Raw genomic sequence first — 14,740 nt, 5'->3', positions numbered from 1 at the left:
GGGCCTCGAGAAGCTCGCCACCGACTACGCCGACCGCGGACTGACCGTGATCGGCGTCCCGTGCAACCAGTTCATGGGCCAAGAGCCCGGCACCGCCGAAGAGATCGAGACCTTCTGCTCCACCACCTACGGCGTCACGTTCCCCCTGTTGGAGAAGATCGAGGTGAACGGCGAGAACCGGCACCCGCTCTACGAGGAACTGACCAAGGCCGCCGACGCCGAGGGCGCCGCGGGCGACATCCAGTGGAACTTCGAGAAGTTCCTCGTCGCACCCGACGGCACCGTGGTGAAGCGGTTCCGTCCCCGCACCGAGCCCGACGCCCCCGAGGTCGTCGAGGCCATCGAGGCGGTCCTGCCCAAATAGGCGGCTTCGCCGCTCGTGCGCCTTTTCGGTAGCTCCCACTACCGGAAAGGCGCACGAGCTTTGCTCGCTGTTCACGTTCACCTGTCACGCTGAGGACCATGACCGGACAGCTGATCGTGTCGGTGTCAGGAATCAAGGACGAGACGCGCGACTTCGCGGCCGCGTTCGCCGAGGAGATGGATGCGCGCGGCGTGCCGCTGTCGCTGCTCGTCGCCCCGCGCCTGAAAGACAAGTATCGACTGGTCAACGACCCCGCGACGCAGGATTGGGTTCGCGCGCGCCGATCCCGCGGCGACGCCGTCGTCCTCCACGGATACGACCAGGCCGCGACCAAGCGTCGCCGGGCCGAGTTCGCCTCGCTTCCCGAACACGAGGCGCGGCTGCGGCTGCTCGCGGCGGACCGGGTGATGGAACAGACCGGACTGCGCACCAGATTGTTCGCTCCGCCCCGCTGGCTGGCGTCGCAGGGCGCCGTCGCGGCACTGCCGTCCGCCGGGTTCCGGCTGCTGGCCACGATGACCGCCATCCACGACCTCGAACGCGAGACGTCGGTGCGGTCGCGGGTGCTGGGGATCGGTGAGGGATTCCGCGCCGAACCGTGGTGGTGCCGGGCGCTCGTCCTCGGCTCCGGACGGACCGCCAGGCGTGGGGGCGTGGTGCGCCTCGCCGTCACCGCGAAGCAGTTGGGCACGTCGGGACCTCGGCAGGCGATGCTCGATGCCGTCGACCTCGCGCTCTACCACGACGCGCGGCCGCAGGTGTACCGCTGGGAGCCGCGGATCCCGCAGATCGGTGCCGCCTGACCCGTGAGTACTTGTTAACCGCGGGCGGTTAATAAGTACTCACGGGGCCGTCAGGCCACCTCGACGCTCGACTCGCTCGGCATCGTGCGGAACTCGGTGCCCTCGGGCGCCATGTCCGAGTAGCGGCCGTAGAAGATGCCGGTGGCCTCGTTCGCGATGATCGCCTGGTGGATGGGCACCGCGACCCGCGGTGCGACGGCGCGCAGGTAGTCGATGGCCTCGGAGATCTTCAGCCACGGCGCCGCGGCGGGCAGCGCCAGCACGTCGACCTTCTGCTCCGGAACGAACAGTGAGTCGCCCGGGTGCATCAGCCGGGCGGGGTTGCCGGCGTCGCCGAGCAGGAACGCCGTGTTGTCGATCACCGGGATGTCGGGGTGGATCACCGCGTGCCTCCCACCGGTGCCGGTGACGTGCACGTCGCCGATGTCGAACTCGTCGCCGGCGTGCACCCCCGTCCACGCGCCGCCGAGCTGGGCCGCGGTCTGCGGGTCCGAGTACAGCGCCGCGCCGGGGTTCGCCTCGACGAGGGCGGGCAGTCGTTGCTGGTCGACGTGGTCGGGGTGCTGGTGGGTGACCAGGATCGCGTCCAGTCCGGTGATGCCCTCGAATCCGTGGGAGAAGTTGCCCGGATCGAAGAGGATGGTGGAACCGTTCAACTCGACGAGGACGCAGCTGTGGCCGAAGTGAGTCAGTCGCATGAATTCGAGTATGCGCCTGCATGCATGGCTCGTCCCGCTCGTCCGATGCGAACCGCAGGCAGGTAGCCCGGTAAACTTCCGGGTGCCCGGTGTTCCACTCTGGGCTCGCGCACTACTACAAGGAGCAGCACGTGGCCCGTGTCGTCGTCGAAGTCATGCCCAAGGCCGAGATTCTCGACCCCCAGGGGCAGGCCATTGTCGGAGCGCTGCCGCGGCTCGGCTTCGCTGGAGTTTCCGATGTCCGTCAGGGCAAGCGGTTCGAGCTCGAGGTCGACGGCAGTGTCGACGACGCTCAGCTCGAGAAGATCGCCGAGGCCCTGCTGGCCAACACGGTGATCGAGGACTGGACCGTGAGGCGCGTCGAAGCATGAGCGCCCGCGTCGGAGTCATCACTTTCCCCGGCACCCTCGACGACGTCGACGCCGCCCGCGCGGTGACCCTCGCCGGCGGCGAGGCCGTGAGCCTGTGGCACGGCGACGCCGACCTCAAGGGTGTCGACGCCGTCATCGTCCCCGGTGGCTTCTCCTACGGCGACTACCTGCGGTGCGGCGCCATCGCACGGTTCGCGCCCGTCATGGGCAAGGTCGTGCAGGCCGCGCAGGGCGGCATGCCCGTCCTCGGTATCTGCAACGGCTTCCAGGTTCTGTGCGAAGCGGGCCTCCTGCCCGGCGCGCTCACCCGCAACGAGGGCCTGCACTTCATCTGCCGCGACGAGTGGCTGAAGGTCGAGGCCACGTCGACGGCGTGGACGTCCCGCTACGAGTCGGGTGCCGAGATCCTGGTCCCGCTCAAGTCCGGCGAGGGCCGCTACCAGGCGTCGGAGAACGTCCTCGACGAACTCGAGGGCGAGGGCCGCGTCGTGTTCCGCTACGTCGGCGACAACCCGAACGGTTCGCAGCGCGGTATCGCAGGCATCTCCTCGGCCAACGGCCGCGTCGTGGGCCTCATGCCGCACCCCGAGCACGCCACCGAGGCCCTCACCGGCCCCAGCGACGACGGGCTCGGCATGTTTTACTCCGTCCTCGACAGCGTCATCTCCGCCTGAGCCGACCGGCACCGTGTGCGGCCGCAGGCCTGCACGGTGCCGGATCAGACGGCGACGGTTCCCTCGCCGTGCTGGGTGATCCCGCGGCGTTCGGACGCGGTGAGCCCGCCCCAGATTCCGAACGGTTCGGTCACGCTCAGGGCGTGGTCGCGGCATTCGACGAGAACGGGGCAGCGACGGCAGATCGCTTTCGCGCGACGTTCACGGTTGCTGCGGGCGTTACCCCGCTCGCCGTCGGGATGAAAGAACACGGACGATTCGACGCCGCGGCACAGGGCGTGGATCTGCCAGTCCCAGGCCTCGGTGTTGGGGCTGGGAAGGCGAGTGGATGACGGCATGTCGGCTCCCTCGGAGTGTCGTCGGCACTGAAAAGCGTTGTGGCACAATATCGATATCTACTTGACGGCGCGGATCACCACGATCTCTTCACGGGTCTGGCCGACCTCGATGAGCCCTCTCCGCTCGAGCATGCCTCTGCGTTCGACGAGGACCGGTCCGAAGGGGATCTCGGCGGTCGCGGCGATGTCGACCCGCATGTTCTGTTCCTCGAGCATCGTCAGAGTTTTCTCGACTCCGCTCAGGCTGGACTGCGCCAGCAGGAGGACGCCACCGGCGACGAGAACGTCGGGGGCCTGGCAGCAGATCCGATCGAGCAGTGCGCGACCGTTCTTGCCCGCGTCCCAGGCCCGCGCCGGACCGCGGTCGGGGACCGAGTCGACCAGTGCCGGCACGTATGGCGGGTTGGACACGACGACGTCGAACCGTTCCCCGCGAACCTGCTCGATGAGATCGCCGTGGATCACCCGGATCCGGTGCCCTCCGACAAGGGCATTGAGTCTGATGCTGATCGCCGCTCGCCTCGACACGTCCACCGCGGTCACCCGGCCCGCACCCGCGGCGGCGGCGCGCACGCTCAGCGCGCCGGTCCCCGCACAGAGGTCGAGCACCCGGGAATGGGGGCCGAGTGGCTCCGCCGCCAGGACGTCGGCCAGCAACTGCGTATCGTGTTGCGGGCGATAGACTCCGGGAAGACGTAGCAGCATCGAAGACTCCTCGGTCGCCGGTCGCATCGTGGTGCGTCCACGGCATTCCCCTGCGGGCTCACCGTGGACGCCGTGCGTCTGATTACCTCACAGTTACCCCGGTCGACGCAGGGTCAATCACGCCGATGCGCTCCGACCGCCGTGGCACGGGTCGGAAGTCGCGCAGATTCCGGGGTGAGCTGGCACGATCGAGGGGGTGACGTACACCGAGCAGTTGCGTGACCTCGCGGCCCGGCACGGGGTGGCGACGTCGTACCGGGGTTGGGATCAGCAGCGCCACGACGTCCGTGACGACACACTCCGCAGCGTCCTCGCAGCCCTGGACGTTCCCGCCGCAACGGAGGACGAGGTGCGGCGCGCCCTCTCCGAATGCGACGCGGCACCGTGGCGACGGATGCTGCCGCCCGTCGTCGTCGGCAGGGAAGGGTCCGAGACCCGTCTCGTGGTCCACGTTCCGCACGGCGAGGCGGTGGACGTCACGATCGACACGGAGTCCGGCGGGACGGTCCCGGCACGCCAACTCCAGGTGTGGGTCGATCCGCGGGAGGTCGACGGCGCCCTGGTCGGCCGCGCGACGTTCGTCGTTCCCTCCGACGTTCCGTGCGGGTGGCACGCGGTGCGGGCGTCCACCTCGCACACGTCGTCGTCGTGCACGCTCGTGGTGACGCCGGCACGATTGTCGACGTCCGACGCGCTGAGCGACCGCCGACGCTGGGGTGTGCTGACGCAGTTGTACTCGATCCGGTCGCGTCGGTCGTGGGGTGTCGGGGACTTCGGCGACCTCGCGGATCTCGCCTCGATCTTCGGGTCCGTTCACGGCGCCGACTACGTGCTGGTCAATCCGCTGCACGCCGCGCAGCCCCGGCCACCGATCGAGGCGTCGCCGTACCTGCCGACCACCCGCCGCTACGTCAACCCGATGTACATCCGTGTCGAGAACATCCCGGAGACTGCGTACCTCTCGACGCGACGCCATGCGCGGATGCGCGACGCCGCAGCGCGATTCGAGCGGGCGAACGACCGGTCCGACCGGATCGACCGCAACCCGTCGTACCGGGCCAAACTCCGGGTGCTCGAACAAGTCTTCCGGATCGAGCGCAGCCCGAGCAGGCAGCACGCGTTCGAGGAGTTCTGCCGCGTCGAGGGCGACGGACTGCGGGACTTCGCGACCTGGTGCGCGCTCACCGAGAAACTGCCGCCCGGCGACCCGCGATGGACGACGAAGGCCGGTGCGCCCGACAGCGACTGGGTGCAGGCGCAGCGGCGCAAGCTCGCGCCGCGAATCGAATTCTACTCGTGGCTGCAATGGGTATGCGACGAGCAGCTTTCCGACGCCCAGGACGCGGCGAGGGCGGCAGGCATGGACATCGGGATCGTGCACGATCTGGCGGTCGGGGTCCAGCGCGGGGGTGCGGACGCGTGGTCGCTGGGAACGGCCCTGGCAGAGGGCATTACCGTCGGTGCGCCTCCCGACGACTTCAATCAGCAGGGTCAGCAATGGAATCAGCCGCCCTGGCGACCGGATCGGCTGGCCGAACTGGGGTACGCCCCGTACCGCGACATGCTGCGCACCGTGCTGAAGCACGCGGGTGGGTTGCGGGTCGATCACATCCTGGGGTTGTTCCGGCTGTGGTGGATCCCCGCCGCCGCGGAGTCGCCTGCGGACGGAACGTACGTCTCCTACGACCACGAGGCTCTCGTCGGGATCCTCGCGCTCGAGGCCGAGCGGGCGGGCGCCGTGGTGATCGGTGAGGACCTCGGGGTTTTCGAACCCGAGGTCCAGGACTACCTCGCCGAGCGCGGGATCCTGGGGACGTCGATCCTGTGGTTCGAGCACGACGGCGAGCGTCCGACACCGCCGGAGCGGTACCGGACCCTGTGCCTGACATCCGTTACCACGCACGATCTTCCGCCGACCGCCGGATACCTGGCCGGCGAACACATCGAATTGCGCTCGCGGCTCGGGCTCCTCGAACGCGACCTCGAACTCGAGAAGGAACACGACACCCGGCAGCGTGAGGCCGTACTGCAATTGGCGCGCGACCGCGGACTGCTGGTCGACGACGCGTCGATGCCCGACACCGTGAAGGCGCTGTACCGGCTGATCAACCGCAGCCCGTCGTTGCTGACGGGTGTCGCGCTCGCCGATCTGGTGGGGGAGTACCGCGTCCAGAATCAGCCGGGCACCGACGAGACCCAGTATTCGAACTGGAAGATTCCCCTCGCCGACGCGTCGGGGCGTGCCGTCCACGTCGAGGACCTGGCGGACGGCGATTTCGGGTTCGTGAGCGGCGCCCGCTGATCCCGGTCGTCAGGGTGCGAGGGCGCGCATCGCCAGGTCGACGACGGCGTCCGCGTGGTCGTGGGTGAGGGGATGCGCTCCGCTCTGCCAGCGGTAGAACATCGGCGCCATGAACAACTCGAACGCGAGGGCGAGGTCGATGTCGGGCCGCACCTCCCCGGCGTCCTGCGCGGAGCGGAACCGCGCCGCGACGAACTCGAATTGCGGCCGGTAGATCCGCTCGACGATCTGTTCCTGCAGTGTGGGATCCTGCAGCGATTCGATGGCCAGCGCCCGGAACAGCGGTTCGAAGTCGGGTGAGGTGAACTCGTCGACCGTGGCCCGCAGGACCAGCCGCATGTCGGCGGCGAGGTCGCCGGTGTCCGGCAGGGCCATGGCCTCCTGTGCCCCGGCCGCGTTCTGTTCGTGGAGGGCGTCCACGACGAGTGCGCCCTTGGATCGCCACCACCGGTAGATGGTCTGTTTCCCGACCTTGGCGCGCGCGGCGATGCCTTCGATGCTGATCTTCCCGTAGGGCTGTTCGCGGATCAGTTCCTGCGTGGCCTGCAGGATCGCGGCGCGGGACCGTTCGGAACGGCGGGGAGTGTCGGCGGACGGCATGAACGGATCGTAGACCAGACGAGACGTATCGTCTTGACTCGACTCGCGCCCCGTGTCACTCTTGAACGAGACGGACCGTTCCGTATTGGAGAGGATGAAGATGACCCGATCACACATCGCCATGGTCAGCATTCCGGCGCCCGGGCACGTCAACCCGAGCCTGGAGATTCTCCGCGAACTCGTCACGCGCGGTCACCGCGTGACGTACGCCAACGACGCCGCCGTGAAGGACGTCGTCGAGAGCACCGGAGCGGAATTCAAGGAGTACACCTCGACGTTGCCGCGCGTGAACACCGCAGGTGCGACGGAGGAGTCCGAGAAGTCCTGGGACGGCGACACCATCGATCAGCTCACTCTGTTCCAGGCCGAGTACGAGTCGATGCTGCCCCAATTGCGGGGGCTGTACGAGGACGACCGCCCCGACCTGTTCCTGTACGACATCGCGGGAGGACCCGCCCGCGTCCTCGCCGAGGAATGGGGCGTGCCGATCGTGCAATTGTCGCCGACGTACGTGGCGTGGGAGGGCTACGAGGACGACATGAAGTCGTTCGTGGACACGATGCGGGCCGACCCACGCGGGGCGGCACTGTACGAGCGGCAGGGGAAGTTGCTGCGGGGCAACGGTGTCGAGACGGACCCGGACGAGTTCTACGGGCGCCCGGCGCGGGCGGTCGTGCTGATCGCTAAATCGATGCAGCCCAACGCCGATCGGGTGAACGAGGACGTCTACACGTTCGTCGGACCGGCTCTGCCCACCCGGCGCCTCGCCGACGGCCGGTGGCAGCGCCCGGCAGGCGCGGGGAAGGTGCTGCTCGTCTCGCTCGGCACCGCGTTCACCGATCACGCCGACTTCTACCGGCGCTGCATCGAGGCGTTCGGTGACCTCGACGGCTGGCACGTCGTCCTGCAGATCGGGCAGCACGTCGACGTCGCCGAACTCGGGACCGTGCCCGGCAACGTCGAGGTCCACCGGTGGGTGCCCCAATTCGACATCCTCGGGCAGGCCGACGCGTTCCTCACCCACGCCGGCATGGGCGGCTCCAGTGAGGGAATGTTCACGGGAACGCCGATGATCGCCGCGCCGCAGGCCACCGACCAGTTCGAGAACGCCGACGCGCTCGTCGCCGCGGGAGTCGCGGTGCGAGTGGACAGTGCGGACGTGTCGGCAGCCGAGTTGCGGGACGCCCTCGCGCACGTCGACGCCGAGCCGGTCCGGCGCCGCAGCGCGGAGCTTGCCGCCGAGTTGCGTTCTGCGGGTGGAGTGGACGCCGCCGTGAGGGTGATCGAGGAGTTCCTCTGACGCCGCGAAACCTGTCGGTGGCCACGTCTACTCTGCGGGCATGGCACTCACACTCGGCATGATCACGTTCGACACCACGGATCCGGGGCCCCTCGCGAAATGGTGGGCGAAGCAGACGGCGGGCACGATCGAGCAGGAGAACGACGGCTGGTTCTACGTCGTCGCCCTTCCGGATTCCGCGCAGAAGCTGGCGTTCCAGAAGGTCGCCGACCCCACCCCAGGGAAGAACCGCATCCACCTCGACCTGGCGTCCGACGACCTCGACGGCGAGGTGGGCAGGCTCAGTGCCGAGGGCGCGACGGAGGTCGCGCAGCACGAGATGGGCGATTTCCGGTGGGTCACGCTCGCCGATCCCGACGGCAACCAGTTCTGCGTCTCGGGTCCCCACACGTGACAGCGGGTCCTGCATGATTGACCCCATGCCTTCCACTACGTGGGCCGACGCCCAGGGACTCTGCACCTTCGTCGATGCATCACCGTCGCCGTTCCATGTGTGTGCGACGGTGTCGATGTTGCTGACCGGCAACGGTTTCACCCAGTTGCACGAGACCGACTCGTGGCCCGGCGAGCCCGGCCGATACTTCCTGGTGCGCGGCGGATCCCTGATCGCGTGGAGTACCGAAGGGCTGGGCCGGACGGCGCCGTTCCGCATCGTCGGCGGGCACACCGACAGCCCGAACCTGCGTGTCAAGCAGCACCCCGACCTGTCGTCGGCAGGGTGGCAGCTGGTGGGTCTCGAACCGTACGGCGGCGCGTGGCTCAACTCGTGGCTCGACCGCGACCTGGGCATCTCCGGGCGGCTGAGCGTGCGGGCCGGCAACGCGGTCGAGGAGAAACTCGTCCGCGTCGACGAACCGATCCTGCGCGTGCCGCAGCTGGCGATCCACTTGTCCGAGGACCGCAAGGGCGTCCACCTCGATCCGCAGCGCCACCTCAACGGGGTGTGGGGCGTGGGGTCCGAACGCCGCTCGTTCATCGACTTCGTGGCCGACCGGGCGGAGGTGCCCGCCGACGCGGTGCTCGGGTGGGAACTGATGACCCACGATCTCGCGCCCAGCGCCCTCGTCGGAACCGAACAGGACCTCGTCAGCGCGCCGCGACTCGACAACCAGGGCACCTGCTACGCGGGCACCCAGGCGTTGCTGGCGGCGGCCGAGAACCCCGGTGACCGGGTGCCGGTGCTCGCGCTGTTCGACCACGAGGAGGTGGGGAGCATGTCCGATCGGGGCGCGTTCTCCGATCTGCTGAGCACCGTGCTCGAGCGCATCGTCCTCGGCCGTGGCGGTGGTCGCGAAGAATTCCTGCAGACGATGGCCGGTTCGATCTGCGCGTCCGGGGACATGGCGCACGCCACGCACCCCAACTACCCGGAGCGGCACGAGCCCGCACACCACATCGCCGTCAACGGGGGGCCGGTGCTCAAGGTCAACCAGAACCTGCGCTACGCCACCGACTCGGCCGGAGCCGGCGCGTTCGCCCTCGCCTGCGACCAGGCCGGCGTTCCGCTGCAACGGTACGTGCACCGGGCCGATCTGCCGTGCGGTTCGACCATCGGCCCGATCACCGCGTCCAGGACCGGGCTGAGCACCGTCGACGTGGGCGCCGCGCAGCTCGGAATGCATTCGTCGCGGGAGCTGATGGGCGCCCGCGACGTGCGTGCCTACTCCGACGCGCTTGCGGCCTTCCTCACACCGACGGCGTGAGGGAAGCGGGGCGAGGAGCGCCAGGTCGGTACCGGAACGAGCCGCCGGATAGACTGACGTACGGCTCGTCGCCACCCGGCTTGCGCCGACCGTGACTCCCGGCTTGCCTCTCTTGACTCCCGTAGGGAAGGGACCCCACCTCCAGTGTCAGCACACCCGGTCGACACCGTCACCGCCGCCACCGCGACCCCCGACGTCGCACAGCCCTTCAAGGAACTGGGGCTGAAGGACGACGAGTACGCCCGCATCAAGGAGATCCTGGGCCGCCGCCCCACCGAGGCCGAGCTCGCGATGTACTCGGTGATGTGGAGCGAGCACTGCTCCTACAAGTCGTCCAAGGTGCACCTGAAGTACTTCGGTGAGACCACGACCGACGAGATGCGTTCCTCGATGCTCGCGGGCATCGGCGAGAACGCCGGCGTCGTCGACATCGGCGACGGCTGGGCCGTCACGTTCAAGGTCGAGAGCCACAACCACCCCTCCTACGTGGAGCCCTACCAGGGTGCGGCCACCGGCGTCGGCGGCATCGTCCGCGACATCATGGCCATGGGTGCACGGCCCATCGCCGTCATGGACCAGCTGCGCTTCGGTGCGGCGGACGCCCCCGACACCCGACGCGTCGTCGACGGTGTGGTGCGCGGTGTCGGCGGCTACGGCAACTCGCTCGGCCTCCCCAACGTCGGCGGCGAGACCGTGTTCGACGCGTCGTACGCCGGTAACCCCCTGGTCAACGCCCTGTGCGCCGGCGCGATGCGCGTCGAGGACCTGCACCTCGCGTTCGCATCCGGTGCCGGCAACAAGATCATCCTGTTCGGTGCGCGCACCGGCCTCGACGGCATCGGCGGCGTGTCCGTCCTCGCGTCGGAGACGTTCGACGGTGACGAGAGTGGGGACGAACACGAAGCCGAAGGCGGAGCTGGAGCATCGAAAAGCCGGAAGAAGCTGCCCGCCGTGCAGGTGGGCGATCCGTTCACCGAGAAGGTGCTCATCGAGTGCTGTCTCGAGCTGTACGCCGCGAAGCTGGTGGTCGGTATCCAGGACCTCGGCGGCGCCGGCCTGTCCTGCGCTACGTCCGAGCTCGCCGCGGCCGGCGACGGCGGCATGCACATCAACCTCGAGCAGGTCCCGATGCGCGCCACCGGCATGACCGCGGCCGAGGTGCTGTCCAGCGAGTCCCAGGAACGCATGTGCGCGGTCGTCACCCCCGACAACGTCGACGCGTTCATGGAGGTCTGCAAGAAGTGGGACGTCCTCGCCACCGTCATCGGTGAGGTCACCGACGGCGAGCGGCTCACCATCTCCTGGCACGGCGAGACCGTCGTCGACGTGCCGCCGCGCACCGTCGCCCACGAGGGCCCGGTGTACGAGCGCCCCGTGCAGCGTCCCGCGAGCCAGGACGCCCTCGTCGCCAACACCACCGCCGGACTGACGCGTCCCGAATCGGCCGACGAACTGAAGGCGACCCTGCTGAAGATGCTCGCGTCCCCGGCGCTGTGCAGCCGCAAGTGGATCACCGAGCAGTACGACCGCTACGTGCGCGGCAACACCGTCCTGGCCGAGAACGCCGACTCGGGCGTGATCCGCGTCGACGAGAAGACGGGCCGCGGCATCGCGCTCGCCACCGACGCGTCCGGCCGCTACACCGCGCTCGACCCGTACGCCGGCGCCCAGCTGGCGCTCGCCGAGGCCTTCCGCAACGTCGCCGTCACCGGCGCGACCCCGAAGGCCGTCAGCAACTGCCTGAACTTCGGGTCCCCCGAGGATCCCGGCGTCATGTGGCAGTTCCAGCAGGCCGTCCGCGGTCTGGCGGACGGCTGCGCGAAGCTCGGCATCCCCGTCACCGGCGGCAACGTCAGCTTCTACAACCAGACCGGGTCGACCCCGATCCTGCCCACCCCGGTGGTGGCCGTGCTCGGCGTCATCGACGACGTGCACCGTCGCATCCCTACCGGTCTCGGACTGGAACCGGGCGAAACGCTGATCCTGCTCGGCGACACCCGCGACGAGTTCGACGGGTCCATCTGGTCGCAGGTCGAGCACGGCCACCTCGGCGGCGTGCCACCGAAGGTCGACCTCGAGCGGGAGCAGTTGCTGGCCGACATCCTCCTCGCGGCGTCCCGCGACGGGCTGGTGTCCGCGGCGCACGACCTGTCCGAAGGCGGTCTCGCGCAGACCGTCGTCGAGGCCGCGCTGGCCGGGGAGACGGGCTGCCGCATCCTGCTTCCCGACGACGCCGATCCGTTCGTCACCCTGTTCTCCGAGTCGTCGGGCCGCGTGCTCGTCGCGGTCCCGCGCACCGAGGAAACTCGCTTTACCGGTATGTGCACGGCCCGTAATCTCCCGTGGGTGCGCATCGGTGTGGTGGATGAGGGGTCCGATTCCGTCGAGGTCCAGGGCCAGTTCTCGGTCTCGCTGGCCGAGCTGCGCACGACGTTCGAGGGAACTCTGCCGGCATTGTTCGGGTGATGGATGGTCGAATCGGGGGCATTGGAGAGGGTTGACCAGGGGCCGCGGGAATTCTCGCGGCTGGTTGATCCTGCACTCCTCCACGGTCCCCGACTCGACCGGACCTGGCGTTTCCTTCGGCTCGACTTCACCGGCATCGCGTTCGCGACGCTGTTCTTCTGCTGGTCGCTGACGCCGTCGCTGCTGCCCCGCGACTGGCTGTTCCAGGGGCTGATCGGCGGCATCAACGCCGCGATCGGTTACACGGTGGGAACGGCGATCGGCTGGCTGGTACGTCGCTACTTCCTGCGGCACCGGTCGTGGTGGCCGTTGCCGGAACCGTGGTCCACCGGCCTGCGCGTCGTCGTGACGGTGACGTGCGTGGTCGTGAGTCTCGTGATGCTCGCGTACTCCGCGGCATGGCAGCGTGAGATCGCCGCGCTGATGGGGGCGGAGGGCACCACCACCACCGGCTACATCCGCACGGGCGGTCTGAGTCTGCTCGTGGGCGCCGCGATCATCTCGGTGTGGCGGCTGCTGCGCGAACTGGTGCGGTGGATCGCGGCACGACTCATCCGGCGGTGGCACCTCGCGATCCCGACGGCCACCACCGTCGGCATCCTCATCGTGACGGTGCTGTTCTTCCTGCTCGTCGACGGTGTTCTGATGCGCGGCATCTACGCCGCCACGAATGCGGCGTTCAGCCTGCAGAATTCGACCACCCGCGACGGCGTCGAGCAACCACTCGACCCGGAGAAGTCGGGGAGCCCCGAGTCGCTGGCGCCCTGGGACACCCTCGGGTACGAGGGCCGGAACTTCGTGTCCCGAGGGCTCGACGCCGACGAGCTCACGGCGGCCAACGGCAGCCCGGCCAAGGACCCCATCCGGGTTTACGCCGGACTGGAGACCGCCGAGGACCCGGACGCGCGCATGGACGTCGTCATCGACGAACTCGAGCGGACCGGCGCGTTCTCGCGCAAGGTCCTCGTCGTCGTCCCCACCACCGGCACCGGTTGGGTCAATCCGACTGCGGCGCAGGCGATCGAGTTGGTCCACAACGGTGACACGGCGCTGGTCGCCAGCCAGTATTCGTTCCTGCCGAGTTGGATCTCGTTCCTCGCCGACCGTGAGAAGGCCGCGGAGGCGGGGAAGAAACTGATCGATCGTGTGCACGAGCGGTGGTTGCAGGAACCCGAGGCGACGCGCCCCAAACTCCTGGTCTACGGCGAAAGTCTCGGCACCCAGGCGGGGGAGGGCGCCTTCGACACGCTGAGCGATATCCGGCACACCGTCGACGGCGTGTTGTGGGTCGGGCCGCCCAACTCGAACCGGCTGTGGGGACAGCTGATCCAGCGCCGCGACCCCGGCACTCCCGAGGTCGCCCCCGAGTACTCGGCGGGTCTGGTGGTGCGGTTCGCCGACGACTCCGCCGACATGGTGGAGGAAACCGGCGAATGGCTGTCACCGCGCATCCTGTACGTGCAGCACCCGTCCGATCCCGTCGTGTGGTGGTCGCCCGACCTGGCGTTCACCCGCCCCGACTGGTTGAAGGAACCACCGGGCGAGGATCGTTCGCCGTCGATGAAATGGTTTCCGTTCGTGACGTTCTGGCAGGTCTCCGCCGACCTCACCAACGCCGCCGGCGTGCCGGACGGGCACGGCCACAATTACGGGACTCTCGTCCTCGACGGCTGGATCACGGTCGCCCAGCCCGAGGGGTGGACGCCCGTCGACACCGAACGCGTCCGGTCCACTCTCGAATCCCTCTCCGGGACAGAGGGCCCGGAGAAGTGAGCAGGGTCGCCTCCGTTGCCGGTGCGGCGGCGGCCGTGCTGTGGAGCAACGTGGTGCTGCCCGGTTCGGGGCACGGCGCGTACGGGCGGGCGGTCGCGGGAGGCGCGCTCGGGCTGTCGGTCGTGGGAGCAGCACGCGCCGCGGGCTATGGCGTCGACGAACTCGGCCTGTCCGCGTCGAGGGCCCGGTCCGGGTTGCGGTACGGCGCCCTGGCGTCGGTGATCCCGCTCGCCGGATACGCGATCACGCTGAGTGTGCCCGCACTGCGCAGGCGTGTGCCGACCGGCGACGGCGTCACCGATTTCGCCGGCTGGGTGGGGTTCCGGATTCCGGTAGGGACCGTGGCGCACGAGGAACTGCTGTTCCGCAGCGTCTTGTCCGCGATGCTGCGACGGGCCTGGACGCCTGCGACGGCCAACGTCCTGCACGCCGCCACGTTCGGGCTGTGGCACGTGCGCGCGGCCCGGATCGCCGGCGACGGCGTCGCCGCGAGCGTGCTGCTCACCGGCTCCTCCGCGTGGCTGTTCGAGTGGCTGCGTCGACGCAGCGGCAGCGTCGTAGCCCCTGCACTGCTGCACCTTTCGGTCAACGTCGGTGGGGCGGTGGCCGCCGAACTCGCGCGGGCCCGCACAGTAGATTGAGC

General features: G+C 69.1%; 15 protein-coding genes. 11 read left to right on the top strand and 4 right to left on the bottom strand.

All coding sequences use genetic code 11. The features are described from left to right. Both QM693_RS33590 and QM693_RS33585 read left to right on the top strand, forming a co-directional pair. The coding region (locus tag QM693_RS33590; RefSeq protein ID WP_283354477.1) for a glutathione peroxidase at positions 1 to 364 on the top strand (364 nt) is incomplete at its 5' end. A gap of 98 nt (positions 365 to 462) precedes the next feature. Then, positions 463 to 1,167 carry a DUF2334 domain-containing protein gene (locus tag QM693_RS33585; RefSeq protein ID WP_283354476.1) on the top strand — a complete coding sequence of 235 codons (705 nt, stop codon included), beginning with the start codon at positions 463 to 465 and terminating at the stop codon, positions 1,165 to 1,167. 50 nt (positions 1,168 to 1,217) lie between these two features. Here the strand turns inward: QM693_RS33585 and QM693_RS33580 are convergent, their stop codons facing one another. Beyond that, positions 1,218 to 1,865 carry an MBL fold metallo-hydrolase gene (locus QM693_RS33580; RefSeq protein WP_005244410.1) on the bottom strand — a complete coding sequence of 216 codons (648 nt, stop codon included), beginning with the start codon at positions 1,863 to 1,865 and terminating at the stop codon, positions 1,218 to 1,220. A gap of 131 nt (positions 1,866 to 1,996) precedes the next feature. Between QM693_RS33580 and purS the strand changes: the two genes are divergently transcribed. Together purS and purQ are read left to right on the top strand one after the other, a co-directional pair. Continuing rightward, positions 1,997 to 2,236 (top strand): phosphoribosylformylglycinamidine synthase subunit PurS, encoded by a 240-nt coding sequence (gene purS / locus QM693_RS33575; protein WP_005244409.1) that lies wholly within the window; start codon positions 1,997 to 1,999, stop codon positions 2,234 to 2,236. Beyond that, the gene (gene purQ / locus QM693_RS33570) at positions 2,233 to 2,910 is read left to right on the top strand and encodes a phosphoribosylformylglycinamidine synthase subunit PurQ (protein ID WP_009477892.1); all 678 of its coding nucleotides are present in this window, start codon (positions 2,233 to 2,235) and stop codon (positions 2,908 to 2,910) included. Before purS ends, purQ begins: the two co-directional genes overlap by 4 nt. Positions 2,911 to 2,954: 44 nt before the next feature. Here the strand turns inward: purQ and QM693_RS33565 are convergent, their stop codons facing one another. Both QM693_RS33565 and QM693_RS33560 read right to left on the bottom strand, forming a co-directional pair. Then, positions 2,955 to 3,248, bottom strand: a complete 294-nt coding sequence (locus QM693_RS33565; RefSeq protein WP_105412928.1) for a WhiB family transcriptional regulator — start codon at positions 3,246 to 3,248, stop codon at positions 2,955 to 2,957. 57 nt (positions 3,249 to 3,305) lie between these two features. Then, positions 3,306 to 3,953: a HemK2/MTQ2 family protein methyltransferase gene (locus tag QM693_RS33560; protein WP_280778734.1), complete on the bottom strand. Its 648-nt coding sequence runs from the start codon at positions 3,951 to 3,953 to the stop codon at positions 3,306 to 3,308. 196 nt (positions 3,954 to 4,149) lie between these two features. On the opposite strand from QM693_RS33560, the gene malQ reads away from it, so the two are divergent. Continuing rightward, on the top strand, positions 4,150 to 6,255 hold the full coding sequence (gene malQ, locus QM693_RS33555; RefSeq protein WP_283354475.1) for a 4-alpha-glucanotransferase: 2,106 nt from the start codon (positions 4,150 to 4,152) through the stop codon (positions 6,253 to 6,255). 9 nt (positions 6,256 to 6,264) lie between these two features. Here malQ and QM693_RS33550 read toward each other — a convergent pair whose 3' ends face one another. Next, complete coding sequence (locus QM693_RS33550; protein WP_283330654.1) at positions 6,265 to 6,855, bottom strand: TetR/AcrR family transcriptional regulator; 591 nt, start codon at positions 6,853 to 6,855, stop codon at positions 6,265 to 6,267. 94 nt (positions 6,856 to 6,949) lie between these two features. Between QM693_RS33550 and QM693_RS33545 the strand changes: the two genes are divergently transcribed. The 6 genes from QM693_RS33545 (at position 6,950) to QM693_RS33520 (ending at position 14,738) form a co-directional block, all read left to right on the top strand. Next, positions 6,950 to 8,155, top strand: coding sequence for a macrolide family glycosyltransferase (locus tag QM693_RS33545; protein ID WP_502942693.1), 1,206 nt, complete (start codon positions 6,950 to 6,952; stop codon positions 8,153 to 8,155). A 40-nt stretch (positions 8,156 to 8,195) separates the two neighbouring features. Continuing rightward, on the top strand, positions 8,196 to 8,549 hold the full coding sequence (locus tag QM693_RS33540) for a VOC family protein (RefSeq protein ID WP_283330656.1): 354 nt from the start codon (positions 8,196 to 8,198) through the stop codon (positions 8,547 to 8,549). 25 nt (positions 8,550 to 8,574) lie between these two features. Next, positions 8,575 to 9,858 (top strand): M18 family aminopeptidase, encoded by a 1,284-nt coding sequence (locus QM693_RS33535; RefSeq protein ID WP_283354474.1) that lies wholly within the window; start codon positions 8,575 to 8,577, stop codon positions 9,856 to 9,858. A 144-nt stretch (positions 9,859 to 10,002) separates the two neighbouring features. Continuing rightward, entirely contained in the window at positions 10,003 to 12,324 is a 2,322-nt protein-coding gene (purL, locus tag QM693_RS33530; RefSeq protein ID WP_283354473.1) for a phosphoribosylformylglycinamidine synthase subunit PurL, read from the top strand. 3 nt (positions 12,325 to 12,327) lie between these two features. Beyond that, positions 12,328 to 14,097 carry an alpha/beta hydrolase gene (locus tag QM693_RS33525; RefSeq protein WP_283354472.1) on the top strand — a complete coding sequence of 590 codons (1,770 nt, stop codon included), beginning with the start codon at positions 12,328 to 12,330 and terminating at the stop codon, positions 14,095 to 14,097. Further along, positions 14,094 to 14,738 (top strand): CPBP family intramembrane glutamic endopeptidase, encoded by a 645-nt coding sequence (locus tag QM693_RS33520; RefSeq protein ID WP_280778722.1) that lies wholly within the window; start codon positions 14,094 to 14,096, stop codon positions 14,736 to 14,738. The genes QM693_RS33525 and QM693_RS33520 overlap by 4 nt, the downstream gene beginning before the upstream one ends. The last annotated feature ends 2 nt before the right edge of the window (positions 14,739 to 14,740 follow it).

The sequence above is a fragment of the Rhodococcus sp. IEGM 1305 genome (genome assembly GCF_030058635.1).
GTDB lineage: Bacteria > Actinomycetota > Actinomycetes > Mycobacteriales > Mycobacteriaceae > Rhodococcus_F > Rhodococcus_F opacus_D.
This window is presented reverse-complemented; position numbering and strand designations above follow the sequence as displayed.

Excerpts from the sequence above, each read along its gene's own strand:
- QM693_RS33525 (WP_283354472.1), top strand. The coding sequence starts at position 12,328 with ATGGTCGAATCGGGGGCATTGGAGAGGGTTGACCAGGGGCCGCGGGAA.
- QM693_RS33550 (WP_283330654.1), bottom strand. The coding sequence starts at position 6,855 with ATGCCGTCCGCCGACACTCCCCGCCGTTCCGAACGGTCCCGCGCCGCG.
- QM693_RS33565 (WP_105412928.1), bottom strand. The coding sequence starts at position 3,248 with ATGCCGTCATCCACTCGCCTTCCCAGCCCCAACACCGAGGCCTGGGAC.
- QM693_RS33535 (WP_283354474.1), top strand. The coding sequence starts at position 8,575 with ATGCCTTCCACTACGTGGGCCGACGCCCAGGGACTCTGCACCTTCGTC.
- QM693_RS33560 (WP_280778734.1), bottom strand. The coding sequence starts at position 3,953 with ATGCTGCTACGTCTTCCCGGAGTCTATCGCCCGCAACACGATACGCAG.
- QM693_RS33580 (WP_005244410.1), bottom strand. The coding sequence starts at position 1,865 with ATGCGACTGACTCACTTCGGCCACAGCTGCGTCCTCGTCGAGTTGAAC.
- QM693_RS33540 (WP_283330656.1), top strand. The coding sequence starts at position 8,196 with ATGGCACTCACACTCGGCATGATCACGTTCGACACCACGGATCCGGGG.
- purQ (WP_009477892.1), top strand. The coding sequence starts at position 2,233 with ATGAGCGCCCGCGTCGGAGTCATCACTTTCCCCGGCACCCTCGACGAC.
- QM693_RS33545 (WP_502942693.1), top strand. The coding sequence starts at position 6,950 with ATGAAGATGACCCGATCACACATCGCCATGGTCAGCATTCCGGCGCCC.
- QM693_RS33585 (WP_283354476.1), top strand. The coding sequence starts at position 463 with ATGACCGGACAGCTGATCGTGTCGGTGTCAGGAATCAAGGACGAGACG.